Genomic DNA, 18,329 nt, shown 5'->3' with positions numbered 1-18,329 from the left:
TAATAAAAGTGATTGCGTTTCTCTAATCTGACTTTCACATCGGCAAAATAAACCCGACAATCGGAACCCCGCAAATGATTACGAATGATAAAAGTTAAATTGAGTCCGATAATATTATGAGTATCCGTCGTTCCTGCCATGGCGTAAATTTGCCCATCGATATATTCATGTTTAATGGGACTTTTTTCTTCAAACTGAAGATATTCTTCTGGAGTGAGATTATTATATTTAGATAGAGCAATCATCGTTTTTTCTGCTAATTACAACTATATTAAGTACCTAAGCAAAATTAATTATACATCTAAGCCGTTAGCCTTTTCTGTAATCAGTAAGCAGTATTAAGTAACAGTAACATTCCCTGATTACTGTTCACCGTTCACCGATAACTGAAAAGTCTCCTCTCTCCGAGTCTCAACTAGGAAATTAACTTTGCAGGATTAGATACCTGTTGAAATACTGTCTAGGGGAACCGGCAAAAAGAGCCTCGAATGGTTAATCTATATGTTATTACTCTTGTAACCCTCTATAACTACTGCTATGACAACCCTAATTGACTATTCAAATATTCAATCTTTACCCGAAGTTTGGTCAATAGTTGCCCAACGTTTCCCCAATATTATCGCTCTGCACGATCCCCACAGTAAACCGGAAGTAATTCTCACCTATCGGGAACTTTATCAACAAATTCAGCAATTTGCCGCCGCTTTGCAAGCATTAGGAGTCACAGAAACCGAAAATGTCGCTTTATTTGCCGATAATAGTCCCCGGTGGTTTATTGCCGACCAAGGTTCCATGGCAGCCGGGGCCGCCAACGCGGTACGATCTGCTCAAGCAGATGCAGAGGAATTAGCCTATATTCTGGCCGATAGTGACAGTCAGACGCTGATTGTCGAAAATAAGCAAACTTTAGGGAAATTGCTGGCGAAAATCCCTGAATTGCCCCTAAAATTAATCGTGCTGCTCACCGACGAAGACCCCGCTACTGGGGCGATTTCCGTGCAGACCTTAAATTTCAAGCAACTAATGGCGATCGGGGCTGAGAACACCCTTAAACCCATCACCAAGGGCGAAAATGATCTGGCTACCCTCATCTACACATCGGGAACGACGGGACAACCAAAAGGGGTGATGTTAAGTCACGGTAATCTGCTGCATCAGGTACGCAACTTAAACGCTATCTTTCAACCGGATCCAGGCGATCGAGTTCTAAGCATACTACCTTCATGGCATTCCTACGAGCGCAGTTGTGAGTATTTCAGTCTAGCTCAAGGTTGTACCCAGATTTATACCAGTATTCGCACTTTTAAGCAGGATTTAAAGCAATTTAGTCCGCAATTAATGGTGGGAGTTCCCCGTCTTTGGGAATCTCTTTACGAAGGTATCCAAAAACAATTTAGTCAACAACCGGCTAAAAAACAGAAATTGGTGCAATTTTTTCTAGAAAAGTCAGAAAAGTACGTTATTGCTAAACGTATCGCCGATAATCTCAGTCTTGATCACCTTCACGCTTCCGGGATCGAAAGACTAAAAGCAAGAATTCAATCCCTCTTACTCTATCCCCTCCATGCCATCGGTGATAAGCTAGTTTATGGCAAAATTCGCCAAGCAGTGGGAAATAAAGTTAAAATCTTGGTTAGTGGCGGTGGTTCCTTAGCTAGACATCTAGATACTTTCTATGAGATTGCGGGAATCCCGATTTTAGTTGGTTATGGACTGACAGAAACTTCTCCCGTCGCTACCGTCCGTCGTATCGATCATAACCTGCGCGGGTCTGCCGGTCGTCCCGTCTTTCAGACAGAAATCTGTATTGTCGATTTACACAGCAAAGAAGTCCTACCCACAGAAAAACACGGTTTAGTCTTGATTCGTGGTCCGCAGGTGATGCAGGGATACTATAAAAAACCCGAAGCAACCGAAAAAGCGATTTCTCCCGATGGTTGGTTTGATAGCGGTGATATTGGTTGGTTAACCGCTGCCGGGGATTTAGTCTTAACCGGACGGGCCAAAGATACAATTGTTTTGAGCAATGGTGAAAATATCGAACCGCAACCGATTGAAGATGCTTGTTTACGCAGTCCCTTTATCTCCCAAATTATGCTAGTGGGACAGGATCAAAAAGCTTTGGGGGCTTTGATCGTGCCTAATCTTGATATACTGGCCAATTGGGCGCAAGAACAGAAACTATCCTTAAATTTACCCGATCTTCACAGCGATCGCTCAACGATTCTTTCTAGCGATCTCTACAGCAAAAAAGTCTTAGATCTCTACCAACAAGAATTAAAGCGCGAGGTGAGAAATCGGCCCGGTTATCGTACCGATGACCAGATTAAAACCTTTGAGTTAATTTTAGAGCCTTTTTCCCTAGAAAACGGCATGATGACCCAAACTTTAAAGATTAAACGACCGGTAGTAACGCAACGCTATCGCGATATGATTAACGAGATGTTTGCCAAGTAAATATTTCCGGCAAATATTCCCTAAACCCTTGACAAAAAAACCTTTTTAGGATAAGCAAATCATGGATGACGCACAAACCAGTTTATTACTGAAGCGCCCGGTGACAATTAAAGTCATCGTGACTCCGCGCTGGAAAGAAGAAGCACAACAGCAATTACAAGCACAAATGGTGCAAATTGATGCACAAATTCAACAATTAGAAACCCAAGGACAAAGAGCGATCGCAGAAATTCAGCGTCAGAGTCTGATCCCCTTACCCCCTGCGGCTGCCCAACAGATTGATAATATTCAAATCCAAGTCAATCAACAGAAAAGTGAGTTTCTCGAACAAAAAAACCAGTATCTGCAACAATTGCAACAGATACAACTCTTGGAACTCAATCAAGAAGTCGCCCAAGCACAACTAGAAAGCTTTTTCCGCGTCGAAAAAGGCGATAACTTAGTGGCCAAAATGAATGTGGAACTCGTCCTTAGAGATGGCATCGTCGAAGAAATTCGCGGCGAAATTTAAAGCTAGGGTGAGCAGTTACGGGTCATTGTCAACTTAACCCTTAAAATCGGCAATAGCAAGGGGTATTCTCCCTTGCTCACCCAGAAAACCGTCCCTAGTTCACATCACCCCTGACAGGACTTGATCAGACCTTAAAAATATATTAAGATTCTTTATCGATCGCCCGGACACACTCGCTTATATTGTCGTATAACTTCAGCTCTCCATCGACTCACCCTGAATTAGATCCTATAAATATGGAATCTCTATGCTTTCTTTCTTACCCACTATTCTTTTAGCTCAGTCCGCCTCGGTTCTGCCCCAGATAGAGAGGAAATTAATCACCCAATATCAGGAAGTGCGTCAGTTGCCCGGTCAACTAAATGACGTTCTAGTTTTTAATAGCAATAGTCCCGAAGTGGTAGAAAAAGAGGGAATTCTCCTCTCCACTTTCCCCGGTAAAGGAAAACGTTTTCCCATAGCCCATCTCAATCATCCCCTACAAGGACGTTTTGACGTTTTCACCCACCACATCGCTCGTCAAACCGATCCCATCCGCGACCTACACCAGGGACTGATCGTTACTAATCCCACCTCCAAAAACCTCGTTATCCGCATCCTGCAAGGAGTCAGTTACGTCACCTCCGCCGATGCCCCTTTTGTCGATTTACCCTCTCTGGTGGAAGATCCCAACGGCCGGGTTTTTTCCGGTCCCGGTTCCCGTTTAGCCAGCGATATCATGCGTCGTCGCCATGATACCCAATTTCCCACCCAGATCGTCATTCCCCCCGGCGAAAGTCGGATGCTCTTGGATCTAGTTATCCCCAGAAGCAGCGCTCGCTCGACTCTGCTGCGTCTCTACAGCGATGGCCCTATCTATATGGCTAATTTAGCCCTCTACGAAGTTCCCCAAAAAGTCAAAATCGAAGATCGGGAAATAGAAACCTTTCGTCCCCCTATCCTAGAGGAATGGCGTACCCTATTAGTTAGAGGTGATTTAGCCGCTCCTCGTGATTTTCCCCCCACTCCCCCTGATCAGTGGTCTCCCGGAAGAAGAAATTTTTATGGTCGCGTGGCCGGAATTTCTGTCGGTTCGGAATGGGCAACCCGCATTGTCGATCCCAAAGGGGGAATTAATCTCACCATTCCTCAACCCGGTCAAGCTTTTGCCTATCCTTTAAGTACGGTGACAGCAGCTACTTTCGGAACCAGACAAATTCAAAGCGCCCCCATGTTAGTGCGTTATCCCGATACGGCTTTCAAAGCTCACGGTAACTACGGTGTTCACTACTATCTGACTTTACCTCTATATAACAACACTAGCAAAACCCAGGTGGTGGCTTTGACTATTCAAACCCCAATTAAAGAAGATAATTATCTCGATCGCTTGCTATTTGTTGAACCCGTCCAGGGACCGGTATTTTTCCGGGGTGCAGTGCGCGTTACCTATCGTAACGAACTGGGACGCACCGAGGAACGTTTTTTCCATCTCGTTCAACGGGAAGGACAACAGGGAGAAGCTTTAGTACAGATAGAACTTCCCCCCGGCGCCCGACGCGACGTTAATCTCGATTTTCTCTATCCCCCCGATGCCACCCCCCCCCAAGTTTTGAGCGTTAAAACGTTGAAATAGATAGTTTTTCTCGAAAAGTTAACGGCTGATTGTCGGTAAAAATAAGTAAGATAAGTAGGTGGGTATTAAAAACTTTCAGATGCCCCCCTTATTAAGGGGGATCCCCCCGCCTTCGGCTTCCCCCCTTATCAAGGGGGGCTAGGGGGGATCGAACCTAAAATCCGTTTTTAATTTAATTATAACCAGCTACTTACACTGATATTAATCTCTCTCTGGGAATTAGCCGATGGATATTAGCAAAACTTGCTTTATTTGCTGCTTATTATCTCAATTTTTGGGCAATGCAGCCGCGAGTTTAGCCGTGACTAAACTCGATTTTGATACCAGTCAACCCCTAAGAAATCAAGTGATTAAATCGGGGAAAATTAAGGTACAAGTTAGCTATCAACCCATCGACCTAAACGAGAAAATTGATGACAATTCTGATCTTAATAATGTTTCTTATCAAATCTTTTATAACGAGCAACTTTATCAGCAAAATAGCGGGTATAGTGCCTTTGGATCTGGCTATGTGGAATTAAGAGATTTAGATAATAATGGCATCGATGAGATTATCATCTCCACCTATAGCGGCGGCGCTCACTGCTGCACATCTTTGGTAATTTATACTTGGCAAAAAGATAGATTTATTAGAGAAGAAACGGGATTTTTAGATGGTAGTGGTGGTTCTTTTGAAGATTTAGATGGAGATAATAATTATGAATTTATTACCGTTGATAATTCTTTTTTATATGCTTTTAGTTCCTACGCTGCCTCTTTTCCTCCCTCCAAAATTTATACTTTTCAACAGGGTAAATTAGCAGATGTCACTAGAAAATATCCCCAAGAATTAAGAAAAACTTTAGCAGCAATGCTGAAAGCTTTTCAGTTAGCTAAAAAAGAAAAAGGCGAAGTTAATGGCATTTTGGCTGGTTATGTGGCACAGAAAATTATACTAGGAGAATACGAAGAAGCTTGGCAATTTCTTCTCACTAATTATGATAAACACTCCGATTGGGGTCTCGATATCCATGGCGAAAATACAGTGATCGGAAAATATCCAGACTTTCCCACTGCTCTGAGCGCTTTTCTCCTGAAAAATGGCTATTTATCTGAAAATAAAAACAATAAAAAATAGCAAACGCTGTGAACAACTATGTTAAAGAAAGTTAATTATCTGCGATCGCTATTTTGTTTTCTTGCTACAATTCTCTGGATTAGTCCTCTAGGGATTAACTCTAGTCTCGCTGTCAATGATAATTGTCAACTGTCCGAATCAGAAATCCAACAACAAGAAAATCTCCGTCAAACCTCGCCCCAAGAATATAACATCTTAGTACAGAAATATGCTGAACAATTGCGCTTTTGCCGTTCCCGACACTGGTTACAGGAACAGGCGATCTGGTTACGTCTCTACTCCTGTGATAGCCGTCCCGGATCGATGGAAAGTATCCTCGATCGCATCGTGGCCAAAGGTTATAATACAGTTTATGTGGAAGTTTTTGCCGATGGTCAAGTCTTATTACCTCCTAACAATAATCCCACCGTTTGGGATAGCGTCATTAAAAATCCCAGTGCCGGAAATGTCGATTTATTAGCACAGGCAATCGAACAGGGACATAAACGCGGTTTAAAGGTTTATGCTTGGTTATTTAGCCTCAATTTTGGCTATGCTTATAGCTTAAAACCCTATCGACAGGAGGTATTAGCACGCAATGGTAAAGGACAAGATAGCACCTCTTTTGTCGATGATCAATCCCAAACTTTTGTCGATCCCTACAGCAATCAAGCGCGACAGGATTATTTAATTCTCCTAGAAGCCATTTTACAACGTCGTCCCGATGGAGTTTTATTTGATTATATTCGCTATCCCAGAGGAACGGGAGTCGATTCCGTTGCTGATGATGTCAAAGATTTATGGATTTTTAGTCCGGCATCCCGACAAGCTTTAATTAATCGAGGATTGAATAATAAGGGCAAATTTCTCATCGATCGCTATCTGACTCGTGGCAAAATTTCCCCTGATGATATCGTCGAAGCCGATCGCCTTTATCCCCAAGAAACTGCTCCTCTCTGGCAAGGAAGAATACCTTTAGAAGAGGAGATGAAACAATCAGTTAAAAGTCGTTTTGATCGCCTCAAATTAGAACTTTGGTTCCTAGCGGTTGCCCATGCTGCCCAGGGTGTCATTGATTATATTAGTTATTTTTCTGCCCTGGTGGAACGTCAGGGAATTCCCGCCGGAGCAGTGTTTTTTCCCGATGGGAATCGTCTTGTGGGTAATCAAGGTTTTGATTCCCGTTTACAAGCTTGGGATAGTTTTCCCGCTTCCCTAGAATGGCATCCCATGTCCTACGCTAATTGTAACGATACTACCTGTGTAGTTAATCAGATCAAAAGAGTAGTAGAAAGCAGGGGAAATCAAACTCCTGTTATCCCAGCTTTAGCCGGTTTATGGGGACAACCCTATAACAATCGTCCCTCCTTAGAAGTGCAAATGGCAGCGATTCGCCTAGCTTTTCCCACCATAGATAGTATCAGTCATTTTGCTTTTTCTTGGCAAGAACCACAATTCGATCGAGCCCGAAGATTTTGTCATAAGTAACCCCATTTATACCTCCACCTTCACTTCCTCTGTCTCTGTTTGTCCTCGTGTTGGGGGAACTATCAAAGGCGGCAGTCCTGGTTCGGCGGTGTTGAGAGTCGGTGTAATATCGACGTAGTTAATCACCGCCCCTAAAATTTTCACTTCCGCTTCTGTTAACTGGTCAGTTGCTTCACTCAAGAGACTAGAACGAGTTATGGGCGGGCGCGTTACCAGAATAATCCCGTCCGCTAGTTCTTCTAAGAGCAGCGCATCATTACAGCTAGACAGAGAAGGAGTATCGACAATCACCAGATCGAAACGGCCGCTAGAATCTTTGAGAATCAATTGTAATTCGCTCGATTCAATGATAGCTGCCGCTTGTTTTTGCGGACCGGGACTAGGCAAAATGGAAAGGTTTTCTATATTTGGGGCCAGCCGGATCGATTTACTTTTTGCCCCGTAGTAAAGTAGGGGTTCTCGGAAAGAATTGGGATCGGGAGTGACTCCGATTTCTTCGGACTTAGAAGGACTTCTCAGATCTCCTTCGACTAACAGAGTCCGTCGGCCCGCTAAAGCCGCGGCGATGGCCAGATTATAGGCAGTGGCGGTTTTCCCCTCTCCGCCAGTAATACTGGTGACAACAACCACTTTCACCTTTTCGCTGCCGCCAACAAGTCGCAGGGTACTGCGTAAACGTTCGTAGTAGGGGAGATAATTGGCATTAGCATCGGCGAGAATCGGATCGATTTCCTCGCCCTCTAAATTCCGGACAATGGGCAATTGTCCCAAGAGTAGTATATCCTGACTAACCAAAGCTTCCCGCAATTCTTGGGGACTGTGCAGGCGATCATCGATCACTGCTAACAGCAGGATCACACCCAATCCGGCTAAAGTTCCCAAACCAGCACCCGCCAAGAGAATCAAGAGACGATTCTTGCGGTTAAACACCTGTTCGATCGGTTCAGCGACCGGCGGTTGGGCGACGGTGAGACTACCCACGGTTTCCGCTTCTGCGGCCTGAGCATCCACCAGCGCATTGAGAATATTCTCGTAGATACCCCTTTGAAAGGCGACGGCTTGGGTTAAACGAGCTTGCTGTAACTGTTTATCGGGGAATTTCTCGTATTGGGAGCGTAATTGCTGTTCCTGAGTCACTAAGGATTCTAATTGTTTCATCAAACCCTCGCGCTGAGTTTGCAGGGCGACTAATTGACCCGCTAGTTGTTGACGGGCGGCATCGAGATTACTTTGCTGACGGATGCGATTGCTGGGAAGAGAGGTCAGGACACCATCTTTTCCGATCACCTCGGCGGCTCTTTTTTGTAAGAGAGATTCGTTAACTTCCTGTTGCTTGCGTAATTTAACTACGGCGGGATGTTCGGGACGTAAATCCTTCTCTAGTCGCTCCAATTGGGCCTCTGTGTCCAAGATCTGCGCTCGGATACTGGCAATAATCGGGTCGGCACTAAGGGCTGAGGAGGTGTAGGCCTGATCGGGAGTTAAATCGAGTTGTTTACTCAGACTATCAATTTGTCCTTGAATGCCTTGCAGTCCTAGACGAATTTCTCGCTGTTGCTGTTGACTACTGGTGATAGCGGCGAATAAACTCCCATCTTGAATGGCCAGTAAATCTGAACCCTGGCTACTAATGTAGCGATAAAATTTTTCTTCGGCTCTGGTTAAATCTTTTTGGACTTCGTTAAGCCGGACACCGAGAGCTTCTATGCGGGCCCGTAACTGGGAAGTATTAATCCAGCGGCTGTATTCCACCATTTCCTTCATCAAGGTTTCGAGAATTAACTCCGCCTTGGCCCGGGAGTCGGCCGTTAACTCTAAAAGTATCTCTTGGGGTTGATCGCTATTATTTTTTCCCGCCGCTTCACCCGGGAAGGTGATTTTTAAATCTTGATCGCGAATTTTAACGAGCTGTTCTTGATTAAATTGCAATTTTTTGGCTGTATTGATCAATACCCGGGGAGATAGCAGTAAATCGCGATCGATAGCCCGTCCTTGTTCTTGCAGTTGGGTTCCCGTACTGGTAAAAGCTGGCGGCGGTACCCGATAGGCTAGTTGTCCCACCGCCCGATAAAATGTGGGGGGTTTCTCTGGATCGGGGAGGAGAGCAAAGATCGCAGAACCACCTAAACAGACGAGGAAGACGAATATTCCCACAAATTTGTTCTGATCTAGCGAGATGAGAAATCGTTTAACAATTGGTAGAGCCATAGCTTTTTAATATATTCCCAGATTTTTTACATTTTAGCGGTCAAGAGTTATTCTCGTCCTTGAAATCCTAGCTTATGAAGTTGTGTTAAGGAGTGAAGGGAGCAAGTTGCACCTCAATTATTGAAGTTATTGAATTGATTGCCAAAGTCGAGAATTGTATTGGTAAAACTGGAAATATCCCGAATGGGTTGGGTAATGATATTAAAAGCGGCGAAAATTTCCCCTAATAGGGTGCGGGTGACGATAATTACGTCTTGATCTTCTAAGGGAATATTTTGGGAGATATCTCCCCTAACTGCCGCTATCGGACTCAAAGTTTGACTAACAATTCCCCCTTTGGCACTGTCAAAACGTAGCAGGGACACTTCATTGACATTAATCCGCAGGCGATCAGAAACCGGTAAACTAGCCACCACATCGAGGAAGGTACTGCCATTAGGAATCGAAACATTTCTCAGGGAAATTCCCGAAGGAATTGAGGGAGCTAAAACCCTGACGGTAATATTCTGCTGGGCGAGGGTGGTTCTAGCCACCAATGTGCGATTATATCCCGTTTCTTGGCCCACTTCTAACTTGGAAACAACCACGGCATCACCTCCTTGCAGACGCAGATCTGGTAAGCGTTCCCCCTTAATCAAGGGAGTATAAAGGTCAAGTTTCTCCTCTAACACTGTACCATCGACTAAAACCCGACGGACAAGGATCGAACGCAGATCGGCTCTGGGAGTGCCACCACCCGCTGCCAAAATTACCTGTACTAGGGAAGTATTAGGAGCAATACTATAAAACCCCGGTCGCTGTACCTCTCCCAGAATGGTCAACTGGACGGGACGGGCAGTGGTTAGAACAGCAATGACTTCTGGTTCCTCCCGCAAGTATTTTCGCCCCAATTCGAGGCGGATTTTAGTTTGCACTTCGTCTAAAGTCAAGCCGAGTACCGGAATGCGGCCTAAAATCGGCACTAGAAAATTCCCATCGGGATCCACCGGACTTGCGGAATTAAATTCGGGAAAATCAGGAACCGAGACAGTAATTTGATCGCCTATATCGAGTCGATAGGTCTGAATTTGTCGGGATTGGGGATTATTGGGAGAGTAAACCGGTGGACTGTAGCCAGCGGGGGGAATCGTGTTTTCAGGAAAGGTGGGATTAGGCGGTTCGGGGGGCAAAAATTCTAACCCAGATCCGGGTTGAGTCTGGGGAATGGACAAAGGACCCTGGGCCTTGAGGCTCTCGGAGGGAATTACCCATAAGAACCCTGTCAGACTAAACCCTGATAAGGCTATGGCCCCGGTTCTGAATAAACCAACTGGCAAAAACTTGTTGAGCATTGGTGGAATCATACAGATATATCAATTTATTTTCTGAGAGTTATCTAGTGGGAGAGGAACAAAGAAGCTATTAAGGACTAGAAAAGTGCCTTGAGCTAGTTTTTTTTAAACAGATAGTTGGGAGCAGAAAAACTACTTTTCTTTTTTGGTCTCAGGCAGAGAAGTTAATTGACTTAAGACATTTTGTTCTAAGTAACTCTGCACTTCCGTGGCGAGATTGAGAGCAAAGGGAGTGAGAGTTTGCAGTTCTTTCATCGGTTCTAAGGGAATCAGCAAGGAAACGGCTATCCAGGGTACTCTTTGTCTTTTTAATTGCGCCCATTGGTCAAGCCAATACCACACCGAGGGATCGTAATGACCACCACCTAGCCAAGCGTACCATTGCACCACGGCAAAAGTGCTTTGTGTCCAAGCCCGATAGAATCGAACCGTGGCCTTTCCTCCTGACTGGGTGGGAATTGATAGCTCGGTTGTTTCCCCCTGATTCCAACGACTAATAGAACTTATATCTGACCATTCTACTCCCGGTTGACTTTTATAGTAAACCTGTGGCTTTAAAAGCACGGTGATCCTCTTGCCATCAGGACTTTCCACCACTTGTACCGACCATTTTCCCTCAGCGATTTCACCTTGGCTCCGGTCGGTGGTTTTCAGGTCAGAGAACTTGATTCCCGATTCTTGTAGGGCCAGCATTTTCTGAATATTACCGATTCTCGGTTGATCCAGCCAAGACCACTGGCCAGAAATTAAATTGGGTAAGATACCCCCTAAAATCAAAATCAGCAGCAAGCACAACAGCAGTAAATAATTACCCGGTAGCTTTTTTTTGATTTTATCTAACACTAAACTTACCTCGTCCGGAATTTTTCGACTAATCATCCTGGTTAACTTCCTCTTGAGTCAGGGACTGTTTCCTGACTACCTCGCGATACTGCATGATTTGGAAGACCAAAAAGATCAGTAACAACATCAAGACGGAGTATAAATCGCCCCCCCAGCCATCGTGGAATAATGTAAAGTTTTCCTCCTGTCCTGTGCCGTGAAACCAAGCTAAAAGCGCGTTACGAATGATGTTAGCTCCGACACTAATTCCAAAGGCGCTGAGGAGCATAAAGCAGGTTTTACGGCCGTTTTTGATGGTATCAGTCCAATGGAGCAGCAGCAGCGTGACGTAAAGACTGGTAAATAACATTTTCAGCCCCGCACAGTAGGGAGCGATTTCCACCGTCCTACCTTCTACCGCCACATAAATACCGTCAACAGAGACATCTAGACCCGCTTGCTGGAGAATAAAACCAGAGCAAGCAGCAATAAAAACCTGTAGGGGTAGAGTATAAGGAGCGATCAGGTATGGTATAGGATTAGGAGTCGCTAAAGCCGTTAAAAGTAGGGGAACTCCCTGTAATTTAAAACCTTCCCTTCCTTTTAACCAGAGACAGATTCCCGCTAAAATAATCGGGAAAGACATACTAACCCAAAGGGAGGAGCCGAGGAGATAAAAAATCGCTCCTAGGGTTAACAAAAACGCTCCGAGGGGGTAGGAGCGATCTTCGAGGCGTTGCCATTTTTTGCGATTCTGCCAGACAATATAGGCGGCGTAGGGAAGGCCGATCAAGCCGTGGCTAAAGTACTCGTGTTCGGTGCTGATCGATTTATTCAGCCAACCATCGTACCAGTGAAAGATCACCGGACCATAGATAACCGCCAAGAAACCGATCATCAGCCAAGATTGCCGATTTTTCTGGGAGACGGTGGATAAGGAAGGACTAATACCCATAGGACAGAGCGATTTAGTGACAAATTCTGAATTTATGTTACCCGATGATCGCAGTGATCTGTTCAACCACGATGGCAATTTGCTCCTCCCGGATGCCGGGGTACATGGGGAGAGAGACAATTTCTTCACAGAGAGTCTCTGCATTGGGAAAGTCTCCCTGTTGATAACCCAGGTAGCGATAGGCCGGTTGTAGATGACAAGGAATCGGATAATGAATGCCAGTTTGAATACCGACGGCAGTTAATTGTTCTTGTAGTTGTTGGCGATCAACGGGACAATGGGGGAGGAGGCGAATAACGTAGAGATGATAGACATGACCAGTCTCGGTTTCGTCTCTTATGGGTAAAATGCCCTTATCGGCTAAAGGAGCCAACAGCCGATCATATTGTCTTGCCGCTCGCTGACGGGTCTGATTCCAGCCTTCCAGATGGGGTAATTTAATGTTTAAAATGGCGGCTTGTATGCTATCCAAACGGCTATTAGTGCCGATATCGGTGTGGAAATACTTGCTTGGTGCGCCATAATTTCTTAAACTGCGGGCTTTTTGGCTAATTTCAGGATCATTGCTCACTAACATTCCGCCATTGCCAAAAGCGCCTAAATTTTTACTGGGATAAAAACTAAACCCCGCCGCCACACCGATGCTGCCGGCGCGATAACCTTCTCTACTGGCTAAATGGGCCTGGGCTGCATCTTCAAAGATGGTCAGACTATGGCTGCGGGCAAAATCCTCTAATTGTTGGGGTGATACCATCTGTCCGTACAGGTGTACGGGTAGAATGGCGCGGGTGTTGGGGGTAATTTTTTGGGCGGCCGCCGCGAGGTCAATTAAGGCCGTATCGAGGTGACAATCAACTAAAACTGGTTTAGCTCCCGCTTGAATAACACCCATGAGGGTGGCGACAAAGGTATTAGCGGGGACTAGCACTTCATCCCCGGCACCGATGCCGTAAGCTTGTAAAGCCAAGGCAAGAGCAGCAGTGCCAGAAGCTACTCCCACAGCATACTCGACTCCGCAAGCCTGGGCAAAGGCGGTTTCAAATTCGGCTAAAGCTTGGCCTAAAACAAAATCTCCTCGGTCGATAACTGTTTGGATTGCCTCGGTAATTTTTGCTTGTAGGGGCTGATTTTGCCAAGTTAAATCAACAAAGGGAACTTTGATTAAATGGGAATTCATCTATTGCTTGTTTAGGGAGACATTATTAATTGTCAAGAGACTAGCATAGGTTTGAGCAAGTTGCCTAGATTTGTAGGCTCTCTTGTTCTTTCTGTCTTTTTCTTTGTGTTTTTTGTGCCTCTGTGGTTTATCCTTTAAAACTGGTTATTATGAGTGATTTTCCCGCTTTAACGGCGTTAATTCTGGCTGGTGGTCAAAGTTCCCGCATGGGACGAGATAAAGCTTTGTTATCTTTTCAGGGTGTCTCTTTTCTAGAGAATACTTGTTTAATTGCCCAAGATTGTGCAGTACAAGTGTCTGTGATCACGCCTTGGCCGGAACGTTATGAACTTATCATTCCCCAATGCTGCCAGATAATCAAGGAACCTCTCCCCACTAGGGGGCCTTTATTGGCCTTTGCCTTGGCATTAACTTTTGTATCAACCGATTGGGTTTTATTGCTCGCTTGCGATTTACCTTTATTAACCTCCTCAATTATTCAAGAATGGTCAAGATTATTAGCCACTGTACCAGAAAATACCATCGCTTTGGTTCCCCGCCGCGGCAATCGTTGGGAACCTCTCTGTGCTTTCTATCATCGTCGTTGTTTAGCATCTTTGCAGACTTATATTAAGCAGGGGGGAACTTCTTTTCAAAAATGGTTAAATGTCTCCGTGGTGGAGGAATTAATCATCGATAATTCCGAGATTTTATTTAACTGTAATACCCCGGAAGATTTAGAGATAATAATAAACTCCCCAGATATTAACCGTGAGGAAACCTAGCACAAAAGGGATTAAAAGTAAAGAGATCGGCGAAGAAATATTGGATAAATGTCGATAACCATAGTAAAGCATTCCGGTTAGATAACCGCCAGTTACACCGATAATTGCGCCGATAATATCGCCATTTATGGATAAATAGGAAGTGAGCCAAATGACGAGGGAAAAGGGCAAAATTATTAAGCCACCTAAAAATATATCCCCGACGATACTACCATATTTATTACTTAATTTTCTGCCCAAACAACTAGATAAAGTCAGAATAATAAAAGGAAATGCTGCCCAGCCTAATAACAGTAAAAACTCAGATTTAACTGTCCAGTTTTGCCAAGTCAAAGCGATAAAAAAACTGCTGATTATTGCCGCAAATACCCCTGTAGCCAAAGCCTGATTACGGTTAAGCTTTAAAAAAGACTGTGCTAGACCGGTCTTGGGTTTGAGCAAAGATAAAAAAGATATTTTCAGCAAATTAAAAATAATAAAAAGAGTTTTTGACCACTTAATTGATTGCTGTTGTCGATAACTTTTATGAACATATTTTAACTTATTAATAATGGCATGATAGCGGCGAAAATTTCCCTGTTGCTTAAATTTCTTGGCCGCTATTTGAAAATCTTTTCGTGCTGCTGGCAGTTCCGAGAGTTCCTCTAAAGCTAATCCTCTTTGATAATATAATTGGGGATTATTTGGGTCAATAGCGATTGCTTTGCCATAAGCTTCTAGGGAAGATTGGGTGTAACCGAGTCGTTGACGGGATAAACCGAGGTAATAGTAAGCTTGGGAACAATCGGGTTTTAACTGCAAAACTTGCCGACAATCGCTTAAAACTTGCCGATCCTGCTGATTATGGTAGTAAACTTCCGCCCGCTGCAGATAGGCCTGCCAAAATTGCGGATTAATTGCGATCGCTTGCTGGTAAAATGCGATCGCTAGTTGATAATTTTTCTCTTGAGCGTAGTGCCATCCCTGTTGATAAAAATCCTCGGCACTGCGCTGAAAAGTGGGTATTTCTGGGGATAAACTGCGATCATACTTTTTTCTTTTGTCTTTATCGCTCAAAACCCGATAAGCTTGTTCAATTTCGCGAAATTTTGTCACTGCCTCTGGATCATTGGGATTATAATCGGGGTGATATTGCCGGGCCAGACGACGAAAAGCGGCTTTTATCTGATTATTACTGGCATTACGGGGAATTTGGAGGATTTCATAGTAATTTTTCATACTTGAATGGGGGTTGAATTTTCAACTACTGAAAACTGTTGCCAATGGCTCGCCGAAACGACTATCATTGTCAATTAAATAGCTTTTATTGAGAGTCGATCGCTTATGTCTGCCTACACTGCTTCCTCCCTGAAAGCGGAACTCAATGCACGGGGGTGGCGCTTAACTCCCCAGCGAGAGAAAATTCTGCACGTTTTCCAGAATTTACCGAAAGGCAATCATCTCAGTGCCGAAGAATTGCAGGAATTGCTGGACAAAAGGGGGGAAGGAATTAGTTTATCGACAATTTACCGCAGTGTTAAACTGATGTCGCGGATGGGAATTTTGCGGGAGTTGGAATTGGCCGAGGGTCATAAACACTACGAACTCAATCAACCCTATCCCCACCACCATCATCATTTGGTCTGTATTCAGTGTAATAAAACCATCGAATTTAACAATGATTCCATTCTCAAACACAGTCTCAAACAGTGTGAGAAAGAGGGTTTTCAGTTAATTGACTGTCAGTTAACGGTGATGGCAATCTGTCCGGAAGCTTTGCGGATGGGTTGGCCGTCGGGAATACCGAGTAATTGGGGTTGCACCCGTTCGCTGGTGGATACTCGTTTCCAAAACTGCGAGACTCCCGAATCAAAGGAACCGGAACCAGAAAACTAGACATCTAAGCGGACATTCCCAACTGAAAACCGAGAGCTTTTTTCTGCATTAATTGGAAAATATTATAAAATCCGTTGGCGCGGGAAGGGGTAAGACTGACTTTTAAACCGGTTTCTTCGATAAAATCCGGGGTGACTTGCAGGATTTCCGAGGGAGTCAGTCCATTTAACCCCTCGATTAACAAAGCAACTAAACCTTTGACTAATTGCGCGTCGGAATCGCCTTTGTACCAAACTTGGCCATTTTCGAGGTCGGCAGTGATATAAACTTGGGATACACAGCCCTGGACTTTATTAGTGGGTATTTTGGCAGATTCTGGTATTGGTTCTAGTTTTTTAGCAAAAGCTAGTAATTGTTCGTATTTTTGCTTAGGATCGGTACGACGTTTGAGGCGTTCGACGATGCGATCGAGATTAGACGGGAGCATATTGCGAGTTAAAATAGGAAAAAATTAGCCAATAGCTTTTTTATATTAGCATTCTTGCGGAAGTTGCGCGCTGTGGTTATCGCTGCCAGGACTACCTTGGTCAGAGCGCATTGATGCTATCTGCTAGAATTGGCATCAATCAAACGCCACGCTTGCAGGGGTATTCATCCGACATTTTAGGTAAATTCCAGAAAAAAAACCACCCTAAACCCCACATTTGTCAAGTGTTTTACATAATTTTAATATTTCTTGCCGTTTTGCTCTCTCGCTCTCGTCCGGCTTCTCGACGGAATCGCTAAAATGATCAGGGGTGTTTTAGAGGCAAGTCTATGAGTGAACCAGTAACTCTTGAGGATATTTACCAGCTATTCCGCGCTTCCGCTGAGGAATATGATCGCCGGGCTGCCCAATCCAAGGCGGAATATGATCGCCGGGCTGAGGAATATGATCGCCTGGTTGCCCAATCCAAGGCGGAATATGATCGCCTGGTTGCCCAATCCAAGGCGGAATATGATCGCCGGGCTGAGGAATATGATCGCCATAGAGTCGAAATAGAGAACCTCCTGGCCGAATCTAAACTAGAAAGCGATCGCTCGATGACAGAACTGAAACGCACCGTAGAACGAACCAGCAAAGCGGTAGATAGTCTGACCACTCGCTGGGGTCGATTTGTGGAAGAGTTGGTAGAACCGGCGGTTTTACGGCTTTTTCAGGAAAAAGGCATTGATATTAAGGAAGTTTATCCCCGTGCTAGAGTCAAACGTCAGGGCATCGCCATGGAAATTGATATCCTAGGGGTGGATGATACCGATCTCGTGGTGGTGGAATGTAAATCGAGATTATCTCAAGATGATGTAGATGAATTTATTGAAAAATTGACTCGTTTTAAAATCGCTTTTCCCCATTATCAAAACTATCGAGCCTACGGTGCAGTGGCAGGAATTGAAATCAACGAGGGAATCGATCGCTATGCTTATAAAAAAGGTCTATTTGTGATTAAACCCTCCGGGGATACGGTGGCTATTATTAATGATGCCGACTTTCAACCGAATACTTGGTAATTTCCCTAGTCAAAACAATCGCTATGGTTAACCTTTCCTACAATAAAAATCGCCTTCTTCCCAGTATCGAGAGGAAAGGGCGATCGCCGCTCAAGCAGGTTTAGCCAAACAGGAAGCGGAACAAAAAGCCCAACGACTAGCGGAAAGACTAAGAGCGCTGGGTATCAACCCCGATGAAGTTTAGGGGTTGCTCCCCAGCAATTTTAGGGGATTAATCGCGTAATAATTCCGGTTCGGTTAATTCGTCGGTCATTTCCATCAGGGCCCGTTGGACGGGTTTAATCATCGGGTCGTCGATATTTTCTACGGTATCGTAGCGGACCCGCTTGGCCCGTCTAGCGACTTGCACGACGATCGAGTAACGATTGCTGGCCACATTCATCAGTTTATCGGTGAGATAAATCATCTCGGAGGAGTCGAATTTAAACCGTTTGGACATAGTTATATTTAGCCTTCTCTGGTGAATTTGGCAGTTGTCACTGATAATAGGTTAGTGATCAGTTTTATTACTCAGTCCACCTTACCACATTTTGTCAACCTTAAGG

General features: G+C 44.5%; 17 protein-coding genes and 1 pseudogene. 9 read left to right on the top strand and 9 right to left on the bottom strand.

The window, feature by feature from the left end:
• The coding region (locus IM507_RS15300) for a Uma2 family endonuclease (RefSeq protein ID WP_287637287.1) at positions 1-245 on the bottom strand (245 nt) is incomplete at its 3' end.
• 292 nt (positions 246-537) lie between these two features.
• On the opposite strand from IM507_RS15300, the gene IM507_RS15295 reads away from it, so the two are divergent.
• The 5 genes from IM507_RS15295 (at position 538) to IM507_RS15275 (ending at position 7,164) form a co-directional block, all read left to right on the top strand.
• Positions 538-2,457 (top strand): long-chain fatty acid--CoA ligase, encoded by a 1,920-nt coding sequence (locus IM507_RS15295; RefSeq protein ID WP_287637286.1) that lies wholly within the window; start codon positions 538-540, stop codon positions 2,455-2,457.
• 61 nt (positions 2,458-2,518) lie between these two features.
• Positions 2,519-2,968, top strand: coding sequence for a YlqD family protein (locus IM507_RS15290; RefSeq protein ID WP_002755701.1), 450 nt, complete (start codon positions 2,519-2,521; stop codon positions 2,966-2,968).
• A 247-nt stretch (positions 2,969-3,215) separates the two neighbouring features.
• The gene (locus IM507_RS15285) at positions 3,216-4,580 is read left to right on the top strand and encodes a DUF3370 domain-containing protein (RefSeq protein ID WP_002737389.1); all 1,365 of its coding nucleotides are present in this window, start codon (positions 3,216-3,218) and stop codon (positions 4,578-4,580) included.
• A gap of 226 nt (positions 4,581-4,806) precedes the next feature.
• The gene (locus IM507_RS15280) at positions 4,807-5,697 is read left to right on the top strand and encodes a hypothetical protein (RefSeq protein WP_002735334.1); all 891 of its coding nucleotides are present in this window, start codon (positions 4,807-4,809) and stop codon (positions 5,695-5,697) included.
• Positions 5,698-5,715: 18 nt separating this feature from the next.
• Complete coding sequence (locus IM507_RS15275; protein WP_069475596.1) at positions 5,716-7,164, top strand: family 10 glycosylhydrolase; 1,449 nt, start codon at positions 5,716-5,718, stop codon at positions 7,162-7,164.
• A gap of 6 nt (positions 7,165-7,170) precedes the next feature.
• On the opposite strand, the gene IM507_RS15270 is transcribed toward IM507_RS15275, so the two are convergent.
• From IM507_RS15270 to IM507_RS15250, 5 genes are all read right to left on the bottom strand, one after another.
• Entirely contained in the window at positions 7,171-9,372 is a 2,202-nt protein-coding gene (locus IM507_RS15270; protein WP_069475597.1) for a GumC family protein, read from the bottom strand.
• A 113-nt stretch (positions 9,373-9,485) separates the two neighbouring features.
• Positions 9,486-10,703, bottom strand: coding sequence for a polysaccharide biosynthesis/export family protein (locus IM507_RS15265; RefSeq protein WP_002773033.1), 1,218 nt, complete (start codon positions 10,701-10,703; stop codon positions 9,486-9,488).
• Between the two features lie 132 nt (positions 10,704-10,835).
• Positions 10,836-11,582 (bottom strand): cyanoexosortase B system-associated protein, encoded by a 747-nt coding sequence (locus tag IM507_RS15260; RefSeq protein WP_123230980.1) that lies wholly within the window; start codon positions 11,580-11,582, stop codon positions 10,836-10,838.
• Positions 11,575-12,480: a cyanoexosortase B gene (gene crtB, locus IM507_RS15255; RefSeq protein ID WP_069475599.1), complete on the bottom strand. Its 906-nt coding sequence runs from the start codon at positions 12,478-12,480 to the stop codon at positions 11,575-11,577. The genes IM507_RS15260 and crtB overlap by 8 nt, the downstream gene beginning before the upstream one ends.
• Before the next feature lie 37 nt (positions 12,481-12,517).
• Positions 12,518-13,657 (bottom strand): DegT/DnrJ/EryC1/StrS family aminotransferase, encoded by a 1,140-nt coding sequence (locus IM507_RS15250; RefSeq protein WP_287637285.1) that lies wholly within the window; start codon positions 13,655-13,657, stop codon positions 12,518-12,520.
• A gap of 149 nt (positions 13,658-13,806) precedes the next feature.
• On the opposite strand from IM507_RS15250, the gene IM507_RS15245 reads away from it, so the two are divergent.
• Positions 13,807-14,421, top strand: a complete 615-nt coding sequence (locus IM507_RS15245) for a molybdenum cofactor guanylyltransferase (RefSeq protein WP_123230983.1) — start codon at positions 13,807-13,809, stop codon at positions 14,419-14,421.
• Here the strand turns inward: IM507_RS15245 and IM507_RS15240 are convergent.
• Positions 14,374-15,639 carry a J domain-containing protein gene (locus IM507_RS15240; RefSeq protein WP_287637284.1) on the bottom strand — a complete coding sequence of 422 codons (1,266 nt, stop codon included), beginning with the start codon at positions 15,637-15,639 and terminating at the stop codon, positions 14,374-14,376. The two genes, IM507_RS15245 and IM507_RS15240, sit on opposite strands and share 48 nt — an antisense overlap.
• 105 nt (positions 15,640-15,744) lie before the next feature.
• On the opposite strand from IM507_RS15240, the gene IM507_RS15235 reads away from it, so the two are divergent.
• Complete coding sequence (locus IM507_RS15235) at positions 15,745-16,296, top strand: transcriptional repressor (protein WP_123230985.1); 552 nt, start codon at positions 15,745-15,747, stop codon at positions 16,294-16,296.
• A gap of 4 nt (positions 16,297-16,300) precedes the next feature.
• Here IM507_RS15235 and IM507_RS15230 read toward each other — a convergent pair whose 3' ends face one another.
• Entirely contained in the window at positions 16,301-16,723 is a 423-nt protein-coding gene (locus IM507_RS15230) for a SufE family protein (RefSeq protein ID WP_069475603.1), read from the bottom strand.
• Positions 16,724-17,052: 329 nt separating this feature from the next.
• On the opposite strand from IM507_RS15230, the gene IM507_RS15225 reads away from it, so the two are divergent.
• Both IM507_RS15225 and IM507_RS15220 read left to right on the top strand, forming a co-directional pair.
• The gene (locus IM507_RS15225; protein WP_002755680.1) at positions 17,053-17,784 is read left to right on the top strand and encodes a hypothetical protein; all 732 of its coding nucleotides are present in this window, start codon (positions 17,053-17,055) and stop codon (positions 17,782-17,784) included.
• 67 nt (positions 17,785-17,851) lie between these two features.
• Positions 17,852-17,968 (top strand): annotated as a pseudogene (locus IM507_RS15220) (Uma2 family endonuclease); the annotation flags it as partial.
• A 27-nt stretch (positions 17,969-17,995) separates the two neighbouring features.
• Here IM507_RS15220 and IM507_RS15215 read toward each other — a convergent pair.
• The gene (locus IM507_RS15215) at positions 17,996-18,223 is read right to left on the bottom strand and encodes a DNA-directed RNA polymerase subunit omega (RefSeq protein ID WP_002737694.1); all 228 of its coding nucleotides are present in this window, start codon (positions 18,221-18,223) and stop codon (positions 17,996-17,998) included.
• Between the last annotated feature and the right edge of the window lie 106 nt (positions 18,224-18,329).

The sequence above is a fragment of the Microcystis sp. M20BS1 genome (assembly GCF_020245305.1).
Classification (GTDB): Bacteria; Cyanobacteriota; Cyanobacteriia; order Cyanobacteriales; family Microcystaceae; genus Microcystis; species Microcystis ichthyoblabe_A.
Note: the sequence above shows the minus strand (reverse complement) of the source record. Positions and strands in the feature narration are given on the sequence as shown.

Coding starts and splice junctions, on each gene's coding strand:
- IM507_RS15295 (WP_287637286.1), top strand. CDS start 538: ATGACAACCCTAATTGACTATTCAAATATTCAATCTTTACCCGAAGTT.
- IM507_RS15290 (WP_002755701.1), top strand. CDS start 2,519: ATGGATGACGCACAAACCAGTTTATTACTGAAGCGCCCGGTGACAATT.
- IM507_RS15285 (WP_002737389.1), top strand. CDS start 3,216: ATGCTTTCTTTCTTACCCACTATTCTTTTAGCTCAGTCCGCCTCGGTT.
- IM507_RS15280 (WP_002735334.1), top strand. CDS start 4,807: ATGGATATTAGCAAAACTTGCTTTATTTGCTGCTTATTATCTCAATTT.
- IM507_RS15275 (WP_069475596.1), top strand. CDS start 5,716: ATGTTAAAGAAAGTTAATTATCTGCGATCGCTATTTTGTTTTCTTGCT.
- IM507_RS15270 (WP_069475597.1), bottom strand. CDS start 9,372: ATGGCTCTACCAATTGTTAAACGATTTCTCATCTCGCTAGATCAGAAC.
- IM507_RS15265 (WP_002773033.1), bottom strand. CDS start 10,703: ATGCTCAACAAGTTTTTGCCAGTTGGTTTATTCAGAACCGGGGCCATA.
- IM507_RS15260 (WP_123230980.1), bottom strand. CDS start 11,582: ATGATTAGTCGAAAAATTCCGGACGAGGTAAGTTTAGTGTTAGATAAA.
- crtB (WP_069475599.1), bottom strand. CDS start 12,480: ATGGGTATTAGTCCTTCCTTATCCACCGTCTCCCAGAAAAATCGGCAA.
- IM507_RS15250 (WP_287637285.1), bottom strand. CDS start 13,657: ATGAATTCCCATTTAATCAAAGTTCCCTTTGTTGATTTAACTTGGCAA.
- IM507_RS15245 (WP_123230983.1), top strand. CDS start 13,807: ATGAGTGATTTTCCCGCTTTAACGGCGTTAATTCTGGCTGGTGGTCAA.
- IM507_RS15240 (WP_287637284.1), bottom strand. CDS start 15,639: ATGAAAAATTACTATGAAATCCTCCAAATTCCCCGTAATGCCAGTAAT.
- IM507_RS15235 (WP_123230985.1), top strand. CDS start 15,745: ATGTCTGCCTACACTGCTTCCTCCCTGAAAGCGGAACTCAATGCACGG.
- IM507_RS15230 (WP_069475603.1), bottom strand. CDS start 16,723: ATGCTCCCGTCTAATCTCGATCGCATCGTCGAACGCCTCAAACGTCGT.
- IM507_RS15225 (WP_002755680.1), top strand. CDS start 17,053: ATGAGTGAACCAGTAACTCTTGAGGATATTTACCAGCTATTCCGCGCT.
- IM507_RS15215 (WP_002737694.1), bottom strand. CDS start 18,223: ATGTCCAAACGGTTTAAATTCGACTCCTCCGAGATGATTTATCTCACC.